Below are 16951 nucleotides of genomic sequence, written 5' to 3' on the forward strand. Positions count from 1 at the left end.
GAGGGGCCGGCGGGCCTGAGGGGTTCTGTTGGCTTACTTGCCGCTCCCCGCCACGCCTTCGCCACCCTTGGTCAGGTAGTAGGCGCCGAGGATCGGCAGCATGGTCACGATCATCACCAGCATCGCCACCACGTTGGTCACCGGCACGTCGCGCGGGCGGCCCAGCTGGTTGAGCAGCCAGATCGGCAGGGTGCGTTCATGGCCGGCGGTGAAGGTGGTGACGATGATCTCGTCGAAGGACAGCGCGAACGCCAGCATGCCGCCCGCGAGCAACGCCGAGCCGAGGTTCGGCAGGATCACGTAGCGGAAGGTCTGCCAGCCGTCGGCGCCCAGGTCCATCGAGGCTTCGATGAGGCTGTGCGAGGTGCGGCGGAAGCGCGCGATGACGTTGTTGTAGACGATCACCACGCAGAAGGTGGCGTGGCCGATGACGATGGTCAGGAAGCCCGGCTCGATGCCGAGGGTCTTGAACGCCGACAGCAGCGCGATGCCGGTGATGATGCCGGGCAGGGCGATCGGCAGGATCAGCATCAGCGAGATGCCTTCCTTGCCGAAGAAGTCGCGGCGGTACAGCGCGGCCGCGGCCAGGGTGCCCAGGCACATGGCGATCAGCGTGGCGACGCTGGCGATCTTCACCGACAGCTCGATGGCTTCGAGCACGTCCTGGCGCGCGAAGGCGACGCTGAACCAGTGCAGGGTGAAGCCCTTGGGCGGGAAGCTGAAGGCCGCGTCCTCGGTGTTGAAGGCGTACAGGAAGATGATCAGGATCGGGAAGTGCAGGAACACCAGCCCGCCCCAGGCGGCTGCTTTGAGCCCCCAGGAAGCTTTCTCAGAGTGCATCGAAGGCCCCCAGACGTTTGACGATGGAGAGATAGACCGCGATCAGTACGATGGGCACCAGGGTGAAGGCGGCGGCCATCGGCATGTTGCCGATCGCGCCCTGCTGGGCGTAGACCATGCTGCCGATGAAGTAGCCCGGCGGGCCCACCAGCTGCGGCACGATGAAGTCGCCCAGGGTCAGGCTGAAGGTGAAGATCGAGCCGGCGGCGATACCGGGGATCGACAGCGGCAGGATGACCTGGAAGAAGGTCTGCCGCGGGTGCGCGCCGAGGTCGGCCGAGGCTTGCAGCAGTGAAGGCGGCAGGCGTTCCAGGGAGGCCTGGATCGGCAGGATCATGAACGGCAGCCAGATATACACGAACACCAGGAAGCGTCCGAAGCTGGAGGTGGACAGGGTGTTGCCACCGATGCCCGGAATGCCCAGCAGCAGGTTCAGCACGGGCTCGAGCCCCAGGTGCTGGACGAACCACATGGCGACGCCGCCCTTGGCCAGCAGCAGGGTCCAGGCGTAGGCCTTGACGATGTAGCTGGCCCACATCGGCATCATCACGGCGATGTAGAAGAACGCCTTGGTCTTGCCGGTGGTGAAGCGCGCCATGTAGTAGGCGATGGGGAAGGCCACCGCGCCGCTGGCGATGGACACCGCGACCGCCATCAGCACGGTGCGCTGGATGATGTCGAAGTTGGAGCCACTGAGCAGCGAGCCGAAGTTGGCCCAGGTCAGGTCCGGCGTCACCGTCATGGTGAAGTCGTCGAAGGTGTAGAAACCCTGCCACAGCAGCGTCAGCAGCGAGCCCAGGTAGATCGCGCCGAACCACAGCAGCGGCGGGATCAGCAGCAGCGAGAGGTACAGCGTCGGCTTGCGGTAGAGCAGGTTGCACAGGCGGCGCAGCGGGCCATTGCTGGCCTGCGGTACCGGTGCGTTCATCGTCAGTTCCATGTCACGCGCCCTCGTTCAGCACCACCATCGCCTCGCGCGCCCAGCGAGCGGTCACGCGCTGGCCCGGCTGGTGGGCGAGGTCGATGTCGGCCCACTGGCTGTTGGCCTGGCTGAGGCAGAGGTTCTGGCCGTTGTCGAGACGGATCTCGTAGCGGGTCGCCGCGCCCTGGTACTGGATGTCGTGCAGCAGGCCGCTGATCTCGATGTCCGAGGCGCTGCGCTCGCCATTGGCGAAACGGATGTGCTCGGGACGGATGGAGAAGGGCTGGGCGTTGCCGGTCAGGCCCTGGGCGATGTCGCCGCGCAGCACGTTGGAGGTGCCGACGAATTCCGCCACGAACGGGGTGGCTGGTTTCATGTAGAGGTTGCGCGGGGTGTCGACCTGCTCGATGCGGCCCTTGTTGAACACCGCGACGCGGTCGGACATGGACAGCGCTTCGCTCTGGTCGTGGGTGACGAAGATGAAGGTGATGCCCAGCTGGCGCTGCAGCTTCTTCAGCTCGCTCTGCATCTGCTCGCGCAGCTTTAGGTCGAGGGCGCCGAGGGGTTCGTCCAGCAGCAGCACGCGCGGGCGATTCACCAGGGCGCGGGCCAGAGCCACGCGCTGGCGCTGACCGCCGGAGAGCTGCACCGGCTTGCGCACGCCATAGCCGCCCAGGGCGACCATGCCGAGGGCTTCTTCGGCGCGCTTGAGGCGTTCGGCCTTGCCGATACCTTTTACCTTCAGGCCGTAGGCGACGTTCTCCAGCACGCTCATGTGCGGGAACAGCGCGTAGTCCTGGAACACCGTGTTGACGTCACGCTGGTAGGGCGGCAGGCCGGCGGCCTCCTCGCCATGGATGCGGATGGAGCCTGCGCTGGGTTGCTCGAAGCCGGCGATCAGGCGCAGGCAGGTGGTCTTGCCCGAGCCCGACGGGCCGAGCATGGAGAAGAACTCGCCGTCCTTGATGTCGATGGACACCCGGTCAACGGCCTTGACGTCGCCGAACTGGCGGGAGACCTGGGTGAATTGAACAGCGGGAGTGGTCATGGTGCACGCTCCAAGGGGCAGGAATCCGGCGTAGGGGAGCCCTGCCCGTGAATCTGAGATACGGGTGAATCGGTACGTATTGGGTGGGGCGGGAACGCCCTCTCCCTCTGGGAGAGGGCCGGGGTGAGGGAAGGCACGGCACACGGCCGGCCCTCACCCCCAACCCCTCTCCCAGAGGGAGAGGGGAGCCGGAATCAACGGCCGCCCATGATCCCGATGTAATCCTGGGTCCAGCGGCTGTACGGGACGAACTTGCCGCCCTCGGCCACCGGGGTTTTCCAGAACGCGATCTTGTCGAACTGGTTGTAACCGTTGGTGGCGCAGCCTTCGGCACCGAGCAGGGTGCTGGCCTTGCAGCCTTCGGGCACGGCCGGCACGGAGCCGAACCAGGCCGCCACGTCGCCCTGCACTTTGGGTTCCAGCGACCAGTTCAGCCACTTGTAGGCGCAGCTCGGGTGCTGGGCTTCGGCGTGCAGCATGGTGGTGTCGGCCCAGCCGGTGACGCCTTCTTTCGGGAACACGGTGGCGATCGGCTGACCTTCGGCCTTCAGGGCGTTGGCCTGGTACGGCCAGGCGCTGGAAGCGGCGACGCCTTCGTTCTTGAAGTCGCTCATCTGCACGGTGGTGTCGTGCCAGTAGCGGTGGATCAGGTCATGCTGCTTGCGCAGCAGTTCGACCACGGCGGCGTACTGCTTCTCGTCGAGCTGGTACGGGTCGGTGATGCCCAGCTCCGGCTGGGTCGCCTTCAGGTACAGCGCGGCGTCGGCGACGTAGATCGGGCCGTCGTAGGCCTGCACGCGGCCCTTGTTCGACTTGCCGTCAGGCAGGTTCTGGGCGTCGAACACGACCTTCCAGCTGTCCGGCGCGGTGGGGAAGACCTTGGTGTTGTACATCAGCAGGTTCGGGCCCCACTGGTACGGTGCGCCGTAGGTCTTGCCGTTGACCACGTACCAGGCGGCGTCCTTCAGGCGCGGGTCGATGTTCTTCCAGTTGGGGATCAGCGACGGATCGATCGGCTGCACGCGCTTGCCGTAGATCAGGCGCAGGGAGGCGTCGCCGGATGCGGTGACCAGGTCGTAGCCGCCCTTGGCCATCAGGCTGACCATCTCGTCGGAGGTGGCGGCGGTCTTCACGTTGACCTGGCAGCCGGTGTCCTTCTCGAACTGGGTGACCCAGTCGTAGTTCTTGTCGGACTGGCCGCGCTCGATGTAGCCGGGCCAGGCGATGATGTCCAGGCGGCCTTCGCCTTTGCCGACTTCCTTCAGGGCCTCGGCGGCCTGGACGCCGGCGCTGGCCAGCAGGGCGGTGGTGATGGCACTGAGCAGTGCGGTCTTGCGCATCGGGTGTCTCCCTCTCGTTGTTGTCTCTATTGGTGGGGCAGTTCAATCGAGCAACAGCCCTCGGACGGCTTGGCGTCGGGGCGTTTCTTATGTGCCGGCGGGCGACCCCGCCGGGTGGTTCAATCCAGTCGCTGGCCGTGGCGCGCCATGATGTGGCGCACCACGCTGTAGTCCTGCAGCGAATCGCTGGACAGGTCCTTGCCGTAGCCCGAACGCTTGAGCCCGCCGTGGGGCATCTCGCTGGCGAGCATGAAATGGGTGTTGATCCAGGTGCAGCCGTACTGCAGGCGGTTGGCGATCTGGAAGGCCTTGTCGAGGTTCTGCGTCCATACCGAGGAGGCCAGGCCGTACTCGGAGTCGTTGGCCCAGTCCACCGCCTGTTCCAGCTGGTCGAAGCGGGTCACGGTGACCACCGGGCCGAACACCTCGCGCTGGACGATCTCGTCCTGCTGCTTGCAGCCGGCCAGCAGGGTCGGCTGGTAGTAGAAGCCGGGGCCCGAATGCACGGCGGCGCCGGTGACGCGCTCGATGTGCGGCTGGCCGAGGGCGCGTTCGACGAAGCTGGCGACGCGGTCGCGCTGGCGAGCGCTGATCAGCGGGCTGATCTCATTGTCGGCATCGCGCTTGCAAGCGAAGCGGATGCTGGCCACGGCGTCGCCCAGTTCAGCGACGAGGCGGTCATGGATGCCGGCCTGCGCATAGATACGGCAGGCGGCGGTGCAGTCCTGGCCGGCGTTGTAGTAACCGTGGGTGCGCACGCCCTGGACCACGGCTTCGAGGTCGGCGTCGTTGCAGACGATCACCGGCGCCTTGCCGCCCAGTTCCAGGTGGGTGCGTTTGAGGGTGCGCGCAGCGGCCTGGAGAATCTTCTGGCCGGTGACGATATCTCCGGTCAGCGACACCATGCGCACCTTCGGGTGGCTGACCAGATGGCTGCCGACGCCTTCGCCGCCGCCGCAGACGATGTTGATCACGCCCGCGGGGAGGATTTCCGCCAGCGCCGGGGCCAGCGCCAGGATGCTCAGCGGGGTGTGTTCGGACGGCTTGAACACCAGGGTGTTGCCGGCGGCCAGCGCGGGGGCGATCTTCCACGCGGCCATCATCAGCGGGTAGTTCCACGGCGCAATCGAGGCGACCACGCCGACCGGGTCGCGGCGCACCATGCTGGTGTGGCCGGGCACGTATTCACCGGCCAACTGGCCCTGCTGGCAGCGCACGGCGCCGGCGAAGAAACGGAACACGTCGGCGGTGGCCGGGATATCGTCCTGGCGCGCCAGGTGCAGCGGCTTGCCGCAGTTCAGCGACTCCAGCTGGGCGAGGTCGTTCGCGCGCTTGTCGATGGCATCGGCGATGGCGAGCAGGGCGGTGGCGCGCTGGGCGGGCGTGGTGCGGGCCCAGGCGGGGAAGGCGCGGTGCGCGGCAGCGATGGCCTGCTCGACCTGGTCCAGGGAGCCGTCGGCGATGCTGACAATGGTTTCGCCCGTGGTCGGGTTGATGATCGGCTCGGCCATGCCTTCGCCGGCGACCAGTTGGCCGTCGATCAGCAAGGCGGTATGCAGGGTTGCGCCGGTCATCTTGGAAGCTCGTCTTTTATCTGTCTTGTTTTCGGTGGCCATGTGCGTGCTCCGGAGGGGGCGATACCCGGAGCTGGCCCTTTGTATGAAGGCAGAGACTAGAGTCCGGGCGTGGGGTCGACAAATTCTAATTACTGAAAGCGGTGTTCGATTAAATCGAATGGCTGACTTTGCTGCACCGAACCCGTAGGGCGCATAACGCCCCAGGCGTTATCCGCCATCAGCGCCGCTCCGAATCCTGGCGGCGGATAACCGCAAGCGGTTATGCGCCCTACCTTCAGATGGAAAGCTTCTTCGCGTTGGGCTGTTCGCGGGCCACGGTGAGGAACGGATCCACCAGCGGCGGTCTCGCGGTGCCACGACGCCAGGCCAGGCCGACGTCCAGCGGCTCGGAGAGGTCCACCAGCGGCCGCGCCTCGATGATGTCGCCCTCAAGCGACCAGGGGCGGTAGGTCATGTCCGGCTGGATCGACAGGCCCAGGCCCGCGGCCACCAGGCTTCGCACCGCCTCCACCGAGGCCGTGCGCAGCGTCACCTGTGGCACCAGCCCGGCGCGGGACCAGATACGCTGGGTGTGCAGGCCCATCTCGTCGGCGTTCAGCTGGATCAATGGCTCGCCCGCCACATCGGCCAGGCCGATGCTGTCGCGCTCCAGCAGCGGGTGCTGCGCCGGCAGCCAGAGGCGGTGCGGCGAGTGGGTCAGCACCTCGGTCTGCAGGGCGTGGCGGTCTTCCAGGTTGGAGAGGATCAGCACGCCGACATCGATCTCGCCGCTCACCAGCAGGTGCTCGATGTACGGGCGCTCGTCTTCTACCACGCGGGTCTGCACGTTGGGGTAGGCGCGCTGGAAGCGGTTGATCAGGTCCGCCAGGTAGTAGCCCGCTACCAGGCTGGTCACGCCGATGGTCAGGCTGCCGGCCACCTGGTCGGTGCTCTGCTGCAGGCTGCGCTTGGCGTTCTCCACCGTGGCCAGGATCAGGTGCGCCTGGCGCAGGAACTGGTGGCCCTGGTGGGTCAGGGTCATGCCCTTGGCGTGGCGGTCGAACAGGCGCACGCCGATCTCCTCCTCCAGTTGCTGGATGGCAAGGGTCAGGGTGGACTGGGAAATGAACACCGCCTGGGCGGCGGCGGAAATCGAACCGGTCTCGGCGACGGCGATGAAGTGGCGGATCTGGCGGAGCGTCATCATGGTGATTGGCCGCTGGCGCTAAGCCCGGTCTAGAGCCTTGTCTAGCCGGTCTGGGCGCTTTTCATTGTTGATTATCGAAAATCTATAGGAGCATTCTTTTAAATCGAATGAAAGCGGCCTATTTGTGCTGCGGACCCGCGGGCATTGGCCCGCAATATCCGGAAGCACACTGTCGCTGCGTCCCGGCCGCGCGCTGGACTAGAGTCGGAATCCACAATTTTCGATAGACAGTGGAGATCGCCATGAACACTCGCGGCCTGCTCGACCAGCTCCTCAGATCCGGCCAGGACCTCCTGCAGAACAAGGGCGTGGCCCGGCAGGACGGCGCCCAGCAGTCCTCTTCGTCCGGCAAGGGCGGCGGCCTTGACCTGGGCAGCCTGCTCTCCGGCGCCGGTGGCGGCGCCCTGGCGGCGGGCGCGCTGGGCCTGCTGATGGGCAGCAAGAAGGCGCGCAAGATTGGCGGCAACGTCGTCACCTATGGCGGCCTCGCGGCGCTTGGCGTGCTTGCCTACAAGGCCTACGGCAACTGGCAGCAGAAGCAGGCCAGTGCCCCGCGGGGCGAACCGCAGACCGTCGACCGCCTGTCACCGGCGCAGGCCGAGCAGCACAGCCATGCCATCCTGCGGGCCATCGTCGCTGCCGCGAAGGCCGATGGACATATCGATGATCGCGAACGCCAGCTGATCGACGGCGAAATCGCCAAGCTCACCGGCGACGTCGAGCTGCAGGGCTGGCTGGACCGCGAACTGGCCAAACCGTTGGACCCGGCCGAAGTCGCCCGCGCCGCCACCAGCGAGGAAATGGCTGCCGAAATGTACCTGGCCAGCCTGCTGATGGTCGACGAGACCAGCTATATGGAACGCGCCTACCTCGACGAACTGGCCCGCCAACTGAGCCTCGACGCCGGCCTCAAGGTCGAGCTGGAAGCCCAGGCGCAAAAGGCGCTGGACGCCGTGCCCGCGTGACCTTCCTCGCAATCGCCGGCTGAAGTCGGCGCCGGGCGGCAATCGCCTGGCTGGCAATCTCTCGCGGCGGCAGGCTTCGCCCCGGGTGTCCCGCCCTGACACCCGGCCGGCGAACGGCGCTGGCGCATCGGTGTGGCGGGACTATCGTTGCCCAACGCATAGCGAGAGTTGTCATCTCATGAATGCTGGTTCTCTTTTCGATCAACTGCTCAAGGCAGGTCAGAGCTCATTGCTGCAACAGGTTGGCGACGCCGCCCGGCGCGCCACGCAAGCCGGCGAGGGTCACTCCATGAACACTACGGATCTACTGGAACAATTGCTGCGCGGCAGCCAAGGCGCGGCGACACAACAGGGCGGCGGCGCGGGAGGCCTGGGCGGCCTCGGTGGGTTGCTGGGTGGCTTGCTGGGCGGCTCCTCCGGTGGTGCCGGTGGCGGGCTCGGCGGCCTGGGCGACGTACTGGGCGGCATGCTCGGGGGCGGCATGAACAGCGGCGGTGCGCCGCAAGGCCGTACGGGCAGCAGCGGCGGCATCAACTACGCCATGCTCGCGTCCCTCGGCATGATGGCCTTCCAGGCTTATCAGAATTACCAGCGCCAGCATCCGGCTGCGGCACCGCAACAGCAGTCGCTGATGACCGTGGACCAGCTCTCCGGCCCGGAGGCCGAGGCTCATAGCCACGCGATCCTGCGCGCGATGATCGCTGCCGCCAAGGCCGACGGCCGCATCGATGAAAAGGAAAAGGCCGCCATCCAGGCCGAAATCGCCCGGCACACCGATGAGCCGGAGCTGCAGGACTGGCTCGACGCCGAAGTGCGCAAGCCGCTGGACGCCGCCGAAGTCGCCGAGTCCGCCCAGGGCGATCCGGCCGTGGCCGCCGAGATGTACCTGGTCAGCGTGATGCTGGTGGACGACCAGCAGGGCACCGAGCGCACCTACCTGGACGAACTCGCCTACAACCTCAACCTCGCCCCGGAACTCCAGGCCCACCTGGAGCAGCAGGCCAAGGCTGGCGGTGAAGTAGCTTGATACAACTCAGCGCACGGCTGTAGGAGCGTTCGTACAATTTGACGGTCAGAGCGCTCGGACGGACGCACCCATGCGGTGCGTTCGTTCTTCATTTCTGCAAGGAGGCTTCATGCCGTTCGTACGTTTCACCCTCCCCACTGCGCTGCTGCTCAGCGCCACCGCCACCTTCGCCAACGCCGCCAAGCTGGAAGACGTCGCGCCTTATCCCAAGGCCGAGGACGGCTTCGTGCGCCAGGTCATCCACCTGCCCAAGCAGGCGCAGGAAGAAAACTTCAAGGTCGAGATCCTCGCCGGCAAGACACTGACCGTCGACTGCAACCGCCAGCGCCTGGGCGGCACCCTGGAAGAGAAGACCCTGGAAGGCTGGGGCTACTCCTACTACCGCCTGGACAAGGTCAGCGGCCCGGCCAGCACCCTGATGGCCTGCCCGGATGGCAAGACCCGCAAGGACTTCGTCCCGGTGATCGGCGACGGTTTCGTGCTGCGCTACAACAGCAAGCTGCCGATCGTGATCTACGCGCCCAAGGACGTCGAAGTCCGCTACCGCCTGTGGTCGGCTTCCGAGAAGGTCCAGAAGGCCCGCGTCGAATAATCCTGCCCCTGTAGGAGCGGGCCATGCCCGCGATCACGCGAATACGCGTGATTGGATCCGGACGGAATTCCAGTAGGACACTCGCGATTTGCTTCGACGGGGGTAGTGGCGTTCGGATCAACCGTCGGCCCTGCCGACGGATCGCGTGCATGGCACGTTCCTACAGGGAGCAAGCCTCGCAGCAATGGCTGCAAGGGGGCTTTCACTGGACGAACGTAGCCAGGTCCTTTCTCAACTGGGCGAGGATGGCCGAGGGTTTGCCGTCGCCCCATCCCAGATGCACGCCCATCCTGTCGAGGCACTCGATGGCCGCCAGGGAGGAGGTTTTCAGCGAGGCGTCCATGCTGCCGGTGATCTTCATTTGCCCGAATGCGGCGGCAATGACGACGTGGCAGCTCTGGTAGATGTCCGGCTCGAGCTCTTTGTTTTCCGGCTTGAGTGCGCCTTCGATATCGATCGAGACGGGCTCGACGAAGGTCATTCCCCACTGGGTTTCGATCAGCCATCGGGGGAAGTCCGCGACGTGCGGGGTCTTCTGAGTGCGGATGAAGCCGGCGAGCTCGCTCAGGGCATCGCTGCCTTCGTCGCTGCCGAAGGGCGCATCTTCATCGCAGCAGTCGTAATAGACGTCATCGGCGAAGTGGGTGACGAAGCGCGGGTGCGAGGTCAGGCGATGCAGCCCGACTTCCTCGTCGTCGAAGTAGCGGTGGCTGTCGTAGTCGAAGGGGAAGTCGACATAGCCTTTCTTCATCTTGCCCTGGGTGAGCTTCCGGGCCTGCGCCTCGCAGTCCTGAGAGGACGCGAATGCCTTGATCTGGTTGCGGCCGCTGGTGCCGCTTTTCCCGTAATTGACCAGCAGTTCGGAACCCAGCGTTTCAACCCGCCAGAACTTGTCTGCTTTTTCTTCCGTGAACTTCAGTGACGCCTTCATCCTGACCTCAGTTGGTTTGCAGGTGGGAATTATCTGAATTCCCGGCTGAATGGTCGAGCACGTAGGGCGGAACACCTTGTAGGAGCGGGCCATGCCCGCGATCGCGCGCATGGCGCGCTCCTACAGGGGATCAAGGTTTACCGCCCACCAGTATTCCCTGTTCGCGCCCACAGACTTCCACCAGAAAATCCCACACCAGCCTCAACCGCACCGAGCGGTGCAATTCGCGCCGGGTGCACATCCAGTATTCCCGTTCGATGAATTCCTCCGGCAGCACCGGCACCAGCCGCGGGTCGTGCAGGCCCATGTACTGCGGGAGGATGGCGATGCCGATGCCGGCCTGGGCGGCCTGTTGCTGGGCGACCACGCTGGTGCTGCGGAACACTACCTGTGGGTGGCGGCAGAAGCTGTGGTGGAACAGCAGTTCCTGGCTGAACAGCAGGTCGTCGACGTAGCCGATCCACGGGTGGCGGCTGAGGTCTTCGCGGTCGCGCAGGGGCGGGGCGTTTTCCAGGTAGGCGGGGCTGGCGAACAGGCTAAGGCGGTAGCTGGTGAGGCGGCGGCTGATCACCAGGTCGGCGCTGGGGCGTTCCAGGGTGATGGCGATGTCCGCCTCGCGGTTGGTGATGCTGACGAAGCGCGGCACCGACACCAGTTCCACTTCCAGGCCGGGGTAGCGCTGCATCAGTTCGCCCAGGCGCGGGGCGAGGAACATGGTGCCCAGGCCTTCGGTGACACCGATGCGGATCTGCCCCAGCGGCGAGATGGCCTGGCTCATTTCCTCCTGGGCGAGGAGGGCAGTGTTCTCCATCGCCTCGGCGTGCTTGAGCAGCGCCTGGCCTGCCGGGGTGAGCTGGTAGCCGCCGGTGTGCTGGGCGAACAGCTGGGTGCCCAAGTCGCGCTCGATGCTCTCGATATGCCGCGCCACCGTGGCGTGGGTGGTGCCCAGGCGTTTGGCGGTGGTCAGCAGGCGTCCGCTGCGGTGCAGCTCCAGGAAGTAGCGCAGGTCATTCCAGTCGAACATCTCGGCAGTCCTTGTTGTTAGAAAACGCACAGCAGCTGACTCGAAACGACTGTTCTTTTATCACGAACGAACGACTAGGCTCGGTCCTCAGATAACAAGAACAAGCACGACGAGGTACTTCTCCATGCCCCAGGCACTGGATGCTTATGACTACCTGATCGTCGGCGCGGGCCCTGCCGGCTGCCTGCTGGCCAATCGTCTGTCCGCCGACCCTGCCAACCGCGTGCTGCTGCTCGAAGCCGGCGGCCCGGACAACTATCCCTGGATCCACATTCCTGTCGGTTACCTCTATTGCATCGGCAACCCGCGCACCGACTGGTGTTTCGACACCGAGAAGGTGCCGGGCCTGAACGGCCGCGCGATCAAGTACCCGCGCGGGCGCACCCTGGGCGGCTGCTCCTCGATCAACGGCATGATCTATATGCGTGGCCAGGCGCTGGACTATGACGGCTGGGCCGCCGAGGGTAACGCCGGCTGGGGCTGGAATGACCTGCTGCCGCTGTTCATGAAGATGGAGGACCACTTCGGCGGGTCGAGTGAGCTGCACGGCTCGGGCGGCGAATGGCGGGTGGAGAAACAGCGGCTGTCGTGGACCATCCTCGATGCCTTCCGCGAGGCGGCGGCGCAGTCTGGCGTGCGCCCGGTGGACGACTTCAACGGCGGCGACAACGAAGGCTGCGGCTACTTCCAGGTGAACCAGCGTTCCGGCGTGCGCTGGAACGCCTCGAAGGCCTTCCTGCGACCCATCGCCAACCGCCCCAATCTCACTGTGCTGACCAACGTGGAAGCCCTGCGCGTGCTGCTGGAGAACGGGCGCGCCGCCGGGCTCGAAGTGAATTGGCAGGGCACGCGGCGTGAGTTGCGCGCCCGGCGTGAAGTGATTCTCTGCGCCGGGGCGATCAACACGCCGGTGCTGCTGCAACGCTCCGGCATCGGCCCGCGCGATCTGCTGGAGAAACACGGTGTCGGCGTGCGCCATGAGCTTTCCGGCGTCGGCGGCAACCTGCAGGACCACCTGCAGCTGCGCCTGATCTACCGCATGAACGGCGCGCCCTCGCTGAACCAGATCGCCTCGACGCTGTGGGGCAAGATGGGCATGGGCCTGGAGTACCTGTTCAAGCGCAGCGGCCCGCTGTCCATGGCGCCGAGCCAGCTGGGCGCATTCGCCAAGTCCGACCCCGGCCAGCGTTCGGCCAATCTCGAGTACCACGTGCAGCCGCTGTCGCTGGAGCGCTTCGGCGAGCCGCTGCACAGCTTCCCGGCGTTCACCGCTTCGGTGTGCGACCTGCGCCCGCTGAGCCGTGGCTCGGTGACGCTGCGTTCGCTGGACCCGCGCGACAAACCGGTGATCCAGCCCAACTACCTGAGTCACCCGCAGGACCTGCGCGTGGCCGCCGACGCCATCCGCCTGACCCGCCGCATTGCCTCCGCGCCGGCGCTGGCGCGCTACCAGCCGGTGGAGTTCAAGCCCGGCCCGGATTACCAGACCGAGGAAGACCTGCACCGCGCCGCTGCCGAGATCGGCACCACCATTTTCCACCCGGCCGGCACCTGCCGCATGGGGCCGGGCGAGGGCGCGGTGGTGGACAGCCAGCTGCGCGTGCACGGCATCCCCGGCCTGCGCATCGCCGATGCTTCGATCATGCCCAGCCTGACCTCCGGCAACAGTTGCTCGCCGGTGCTGGTGATCGCGGAAAAGGCCGCGCAGATGATTTTGAGCGAACCCGCGCGTGGCGCGGAGGTCATCCCTTCCAGTGGGCACACACAGGAGGAAGCTCCGGTGGCGTGACGGCGATCCCGTCTGCCCACTTTTTTATTTGGCGTGTAGCAAATCAACGGTATCGCGCGGTGTAAAAACCGTGGCAGTCGAGGCTGACAAAAACAAAAGCCCCCAGAAGGGGCGGGAGAGCCCGCAATGACCGATCCAGCAATCACGAGTGCGACACAGACCAGCTCCTATGAGCGGCCCGCGACCTCGCGTCGCGACGAGCGCAAGGTGATCTTTGCCTCGTCGCTCGGCACGGTGTTCGAGTGGTACGACTTCTTCCTCTACGGGTCGCTGGCGGCAATCATCGCCAAGCACTTCTTCGCCGGGGTCAACGACACCACGGCATTCATCTTCGCCCTGCTGGCATTCGCCGCCGGCTTCCTCGTCCGCCCCTTCGGCGCGCTGGTGTTCGGCCGCCTGGGGGACATGATCGGGCGCAAGTACACCTTCCTCGTCACCATCCTGCTGATGGGCCTGTCGACCTTTGCGGTGGGCCTGCTGCCGGCCTACGCCACCATCGGCGTGGCGGCGCCGATCATCCTCATCGTGCTGCGCCTGCTGCAGGGCCTGGCGCTGGGCGGTGAGTACGGCGGCGCGGCGATCTATGTGGCCGAGCACGCGCCGGACCACAAGCGCGGCGCCTACACCAGCTGGATCCAGTGCACCGCCACCGCTGGCCTGCTGCTCTCGCTGGTGGTGATCTGGGGTTGCCGCCAGCTCACCGGCGCCGAGTTCGAGACCTGGGGCTGGCGCCTGCCGTTCCTGATCTCCATCGTGCTGCTGGGCATCTCCACCTGGATTCGCCTGTCGATGCACGAGTCGCCGGCGTTCCTGAAGATGAAGGCCGAGGGCAAGGTGAGCAAGTCGCCGCTCAAGGAGTCCTTCACCAACTGGGGCAACCTGAAGATCGTCCTGATCGCGCTGTTCAGCATCAACGCGGGCCAGGCGGTGACCTTCTACGCGGCGCAGTTCTACGTGATGTTCTTCCTCACCCAGGTGCTGAAGGTGGACCCGGCGTTGTCCAACGGGTTGCTGATCATCTCCCTGGTGATCGGCGCGCCGCTGTTCGTGGTCATGGGCTGGCTGTCGGACAAGGTCGGGCGCAAGCCGGTACTGATCACCGGCCTGTTGCTGGCCACGGTGCTGTACTTCCCGCTGTTCCAGGCGCTGACCCACTACGCCAACCCGCAGATCGATGCGGCCACGCGCCAGGCGCCGGTCACCGTGATGGCGGACCCGGCCACCTGCACCTTCCAGTTCGACCCGGTGGGCAAGGCCAAATTCGACAGCGCCTGCGACAAGGCCAAGACCCTGCTGGTGAAGGGCGGCGTGCCCTACAGCACGGTGGCCGCGCCGGCCGGCAGCGAGCTGGTGGTGACCGTCGGCGAGAAGCGCCTCGAGGGCTTCGACGCCGCTGCGCTGGGCAATGCGGTGAAGGATGCCGGCTACCCGACCGTGGCCGACTCTTCGATGGTGAACCGGCCGATGGTGGTGGCGATCATCGTCGCGCTGATCTTCATCGCCACCTGCTGCTACGGTCCGCTGGCGGCGCTGATGGTCGAGCTGTTCCCGACGCGCATTCGCTACACCTCGCTGTCGCTGCCGTACCACATCGGCAACGGCTGGTTCGGCGGACTGCTGCCGACCATCTCGTTCGCGCTGGTGGTGTACACCGGCAACATCTTCTACGGCCTGTGGTACCCGGTGCTGATCACGGCGATGAGCCTGGTCTGCTCGCTGCTGTTCCTGAAGGAGACCAAGGACAACGACATCCACGCGGATTGATCCTCGGCTGAGGTGAAAGGGCCCGGCTGGTTGCCGGGCTTTTTCATGTGCGCTCTGGCGCCGCTGCGTCTCGTCAGCGCGGGAGTCGTGCGTGGAATTGCCAAGGCCTTCGCCTTAGGATGCAGGGCCCGGTACACCGCCGGATCACTCAAGGAGCGAATACGATCATGGCCATCAGGAACGAAAAGCTGAGTCAGTACACCTTCCTCGACGACATGGTGCGCGACAGTTACTTCCCGCCGCAGCTGGTCGCCAAGGGGCAGCAGTTGCTGGTAGCGCTGTGCGAGTCCATCGAGGCGCAGGCGCCAGCGGACCTGGATGCGCTGTACGCGCTGACCCATGAAACCACCCTGGCCTTCAATGCGCTGGGCGAGGAGTTCGAGGACCAGGGCAGCGAGATCGAGACCGCGGCGCGCGAAAGCATCGGCGGGGATGTCGCCTTCATCGCCGAGGCCTATGGCTTCGATGCCGATATCGAGGAATTGATCGCGCCGCGAGAGTGGTAGATCGTTCGAGCTTCTGTGAAATGACGAAGGCCCGGCTTGATGCCGGGCCTTTTCATTGGGGCGCCGGAGTCCGCCTGCAGGAGCTGGGTGGTTGCGGGCATGGCGGGAGGCGCCTTGCAGGATGGGTATCGCTGCGCTCCACGCCATCCTACGGTCGAGGTTATTCCCGAATCGGTAGGCGCGAGAGGAAAGACAAAGGGCGCCCGGAGGCGCCCTTTGCGGCAAGCAGCAGCGATCAGCGGAAAGCCGGCACCACGTGCTTGATGAACAGTTCCAGCGACTTCTTCTTCTGCGCATACGGCAGGCTGTTGTCGGCCCAGAAGCTGAACTCGTCCACGCCCAGTTCCTGGTAGTGGCGGATGCGCGCGATGATTTCTTCCGGGGTGCCGATCATGGTGTTCTTGCGAATGTTCTCCAGCTCGAACTCCGGGCGCTCCTTGAACTTCTCCTCGGGGCTGGGCGGCAGCAGGCCGTTGACCGGGGTCTGCTTGTTGCCGAACCAGGCGTCGAAGGTGCGGTAGAAGCGCGAGATGGCCTCGGCGCCGACCTTCCAGCCTTCCGGGTCGTCGGCGGTGTGCACGTGGGTGTGGCGCAGCACCATCAGTTGCGGGCGCGGCACGTCCGGGTTGTTGGCCAGGGCGGCTTCGAACTTGTTCTTCAGGTCGACGACTTCCTCGTCGCCCTTCATCAGCGGGGTGACCATCACGTTGCAGCCGTTGGCCACCGCGAAGTTGTGCGAATCCGGGTCGCGGGCGGCGATCCACATCGGCGGGGTCGGCTTCTGGATCGGGCGCGGCGAGGAGGTGGCGGTGGGGAACTTCCAGATCTCGCCTTCGTGGGCGACGTCGCCCTGCCACAGCGCCTTCACCACCGGGACCATCTCGCGCAGGTACTTGCCGCCGTCGCCGGCCGGCATGCCGTTGGCCATGCGGTCGAACTCGTACTGGTAGGCGCCGCGGGCCAGGCCCACTTCCATGCGACCGTTGCTGATCACGTCGAGCAGGGCGCATTCGCCGGCCACGCGGATGGGGTGCCAGAACGGCGCGATGATGGTGCCGGCGCCCAGGTGGATGGTTTCGGTGCGCGCGGCCAGGTAGGCCAGCAGCGGCATCGGGCTCGGCGAAATGGTGTACTCCATGGCGTGGTGCTCGCCGATCCAGACGGTGGAGAAACCGCCGGCTTCGGCCATCAGCGTCAGCTCGGTGAGCTCTTCGAACAGCTGGCGGTGGCTGGGCTGGTCGTCGTAGCGCTCCATGTGCACGAACAGGGAAAACTTCATATCGCTTACCTCGAACCTTTCTTGTTTCCGGCGCGGCAGCCGGCGGGAGATGCGCAGGCACGCATCGCTGCTTTTCGGCGGTCAGGCGCGGCGGCGGGGGGAGTGGCCGTTTTCCGCGCTAGGGAATCCGTTGCATATTGGTATACCATAATACGGGATGT

15 protein-coding genes are annotated in these 16951 nt (G+C 65.8%); 6 read left to right on the plus strand and 9 right to left on the minus strand.

All coding sequences use genetic code 11. The features are described 5' to 3' along the window. Positions 1-33 precede the first annotated feature (33 nt). The 6 genes from ABKS89_RS07950 to ABKS89_RS07975 all read right to left on the minus strand — a co-directional run bounded on the left by ABKS89_RS07950 (position 34) and on the right by ABKS89_RS07975 (position 6913). Positions 34-840: an ABC transporter permease gene (locus ABKS89_RS07950; RefSeq protein WP_348587786.1), complete on the minus strand. Its 807-nt coding sequence runs from the start codon at positions 838-840 to the stop codon at positions 34-36. Further along, complete coding sequence (locus tag ABKS89_RS07955) at positions 830-1780, minus strand: ABC transporter permease (protein WP_348587785.1); 951 nt, start codon at positions 1778-1780, stop codon at positions 830-832. The genes ABKS89_RS07950 and ABKS89_RS07955 overlap by 11 nt, the downstream gene beginning before the upstream one ends. A 1-nt stretch (position 1781) precedes the next feature. Beyond that, the gene (locus tag ABKS89_RS07960) at positions 1782-2810 is read right to left on the minus strand and encodes an ABC transporter ATP-binding protein (protein ID WP_081517784.1); all 1029 of its coding nucleotides are present in this window, start codon (positions 2808-2810) and stop codon (positions 1782-1784) included. Positions 2811-3004: 194 nt separating this feature from the next. Then, the gene (ydcS, locus tag ABKS89_RS07965; RefSeq protein ID WP_081517785.1) at positions 3005-4150 is read right to left on the minus strand and encodes a putative ABC transporter substrate-binding protein YdcS; all 1146 of its coding nucleotides are present in this window, start codon (positions 4148-4150) and stop codon (positions 3005-3007) included. Positions 4151-4269: 119 nt separating this feature from the next. Next, a complete protein-coding gene (locus ABKS89_RS07970; RefSeq protein WP_518300996.1) occupies positions 4270-5724 on the minus strand; it encodes an aminobutyraldehyde dehydrogenase in 1455 nt (484 codons plus the stop codon). A 277-nt stretch (positions 5725-6001) separates the two neighbouring features. Then, complete coding sequence (locus ABKS89_RS07975) at positions 6002-6913, minus strand: LysR family transcriptional regulator (protein ID WP_081517787.1); 912 nt, start codon at positions 6911-6913, stop codon at positions 6002-6004. Between the two features lie 242 nt (positions 6914-7155). Between ABKS89_RS07975 and ABKS89_RS07980 the strand changes: the two genes are divergently transcribed. The 3 genes from ABKS89_RS07980 to eco all read left to right on the plus strand — a co-directional run bounded on the left by ABKS89_RS07980 (position 7156) and on the right by eco (position 9497). Then, positions 7156-7878, plus strand: a complete 723-nt coding sequence (locus ABKS89_RS07980) for a tellurite resistance TerB family protein (protein WP_348587783.1) — start codon at positions 7156-7158, stop codon at positions 7876-7878. 289 nt (positions 7879-8167) lie between these two features. Next, the gene (locus ABKS89_RS07985; protein ID WP_348587782.1) at positions 8168-8905 is read left to right on the plus strand and encodes a tellurite resistance TerB family protein; all 738 of its coding nucleotides are present in this window, start codon (positions 8168-8170) and stop codon (positions 8903-8905) included. Between the two features lie 109 nt (positions 8906-9014). Beyond that, positions 9015-9497 carry a serine protease inhibitor ecotin gene (eco, locus tag ABKS89_RS07990; protein ID WP_138212591.1) on the plus strand — a complete coding sequence of 161 codons (483 nt, stop codon included), beginning with the start codon at positions 9015-9017 and terminating at the stop codon, positions 9495-9497. A gap of 202 nt (positions 9498-9699) precedes the next feature. Here eco and ABKS89_RS07995 read toward each other — a convergent pair whose 3' ends face one another. Next, the gene (locus ABKS89_RS07995; protein ID WP_348587781.1) at positions 9700-10539 is read right to left on the minus strand and encodes a WGR domain-containing protein; all 840 of its coding nucleotides are present in this window, start codon (positions 10537-10539) and stop codon (positions 9700-9702) included. 19 nt (positions 10540-10558) lie between these two features. Further along, positions 10559-11452 carry a LysR family transcriptional regulator gene (locus ABKS89_RS08000; protein WP_138212593.1) on the minus strand — a complete coding sequence of 298 codons (894 nt, stop codon included), beginning with the start codon at positions 11450-11452 and terminating at the stop codon, positions 10559-10561. A 124-nt stretch (positions 11453-11576) separates the two neighbouring features. On the opposite strand from ABKS89_RS08000, the gene ABKS89_RS08005 reads away from it, so the two are divergent. From ABKS89_RS08005 to ABKS89_RS08015, 3 genes are all read left to right on the plus strand, one after another. Next, positions 11577-13241 (plus strand): GMC family oxidoreductase, encoded by a 1665-nt coding sequence (locus ABKS89_RS08005; protein ID WP_348587780.1) that lies wholly within the window; start codon positions 11577-11579, stop codon positions 13239-13241. 126 nt (positions 13242-13367) lie between these two features. Beyond that, positions 13368-15005, plus strand: a complete 1638-nt coding sequence (locus ABKS89_RS08010) for an MFS transporter (protein WP_348587779.1) — start codon at positions 13368-13370, stop codon at positions 15003-15005. Between the two features lie 167 nt (positions 15006-15172). Next, on the plus strand, positions 15173-15511 hold the full coding sequence (locus ABKS89_RS08015) for a DUF5713 family protein (RefSeq protein WP_348587778.1): 339 nt from the start codon (positions 15173-15175) through the stop codon (positions 15509-15511). A gap of 235 nt (positions 15512-15746) precedes the next feature. Here the strand turns inward: ABKS89_RS08015 and ABKS89_RS08020 are convergent, their stop codons facing one another. Further along, entirely contained in the window at positions 15747-16790 is a 1044-nt protein-coding gene (locus tag ABKS89_RS08020; RefSeq protein ID WP_138212597.1) for an LLM class flavin-dependent oxidoreductase, read from the minus strand. Positions 16791-16951: the final 161 nt, after the last annotated feature.

This window comes from Pseudomonas sp. LABIM340 (genome assembly GCF_040017195.2).
Lineage (GTDB): Bacteria > Pseudomonadota > Gammaproteobacteria > Pseudomonadales > Pseudomonadaceae > Pseudomonas.

What these genes read in the sequence shown, in the direction of transcription:
- ABKS89_RS07950 (WP_348587786.1), bottom strand. Translation starts at nt 840, where the DNA reads ATGCACTCTGAGAAAGCTTCCTGGGGGCTCAAAGCAGCCGCCTGGGGC.
- ABKS89_RS07955 (WP_348587785.1), bottom strand. Translation starts at nt 1,780, where the DNA reads ATGGAACTGACGATGAACGCACCGGTACCGCAGGCCAGCAATGGCCCG.
- ABKS89_RS07960 (WP_081517784.1), bottom strand. Translation starts at nt 2,810, where the DNA reads ATGACCACTCCCGCTGTTCAATTCACCCAGGTCTCCCGCCAGTTCGGC.
- ydcS (WP_081517785.1), bottom strand. Translation starts at nt 4,150, where the DNA reads ATGCGCAAGACCGCACTGCTCAGTGCCATCACCACCGCCCTGCTGGCC.
- ABKS89_RS07970 (WP_518300996.1), bottom strand. Translation starts at nt 5,724, where the DNA reads ATGACCGGCGCAACCCTGCATACCGCCTTGCTGATCGACGGCCAACTG.
- ABKS89_RS07975 (WP_081517787.1), bottom strand. Translation starts at nt 6,913, where the DNA reads ATGATGACGCTCCGCCAGATCCGCCACTTCATCGCCGTCGCCGAGACC.
- ABKS89_RS07980 (WP_348587783.1), top strand. Translation starts at nt 7,156, where the DNA reads ATGAACACTCGCGGCCTGCTCGACCAGCTCCTCAGATCCGGCCAGGAC.
- ABKS89_RS07985 (WP_348587782.1), top strand. Translation starts at nt 8,168, where the DNA reads ATGAACACTACGGATCTACTGGAACAATTGCTGCGCGGCAGCCAAGGC.
- eco (WP_138212591.1), top strand. Translation starts at nt 9,015, where the DNA reads ATGCCGTTCGTACGTTTCACCCTCCCCACTGCGCTGCTGCTCAGCGCC.
- ABKS89_RS07995 (WP_348587781.1), bottom strand. Translation starts at nt 10,539, where the DNA reads ATGCGCGCGATCGCGGGCATGGCCCGCTCCTACAAGGTGTTCCGCCCT.
- ABKS89_RS08000 (WP_138212593.1), bottom strand. Translation starts at nt 11,452, where the DNA reads ATGTTCGACTGGAATGACCTGCGCTACTTCCTGGAGCTGCACCGCAGC.
- ABKS89_RS08005 (WP_348587780.1), top strand. Translation starts at nt 11,577, where the DNA reads ATGCCCCAGGCACTGGATGCTTATGACTACCTGATCGTCGGCGCGGGC.
- ABKS89_RS08010 (WP_348587779.1), top strand. Translation starts at nt 13,368, where the DNA reads ATGACCGATCCAGCAATCACGAGTGCGACACAGACCAGCTCCTATGAG.
- ABKS89_RS08015 (WP_348587778.1), top strand. Translation starts at nt 15,173, where the DNA reads ATGGCCATCAGGAACGAAAAGCTGAGTCAGTACACCTTCCTCGACGAC.
- ABKS89_RS08020 (WP_138212597.1), bottom strand. Translation starts at nt 16,790, where the DNA reads ATGAAGTTTTCCCTGTTCGTGCACATGGAGCGCTACGACGACCAGCCC.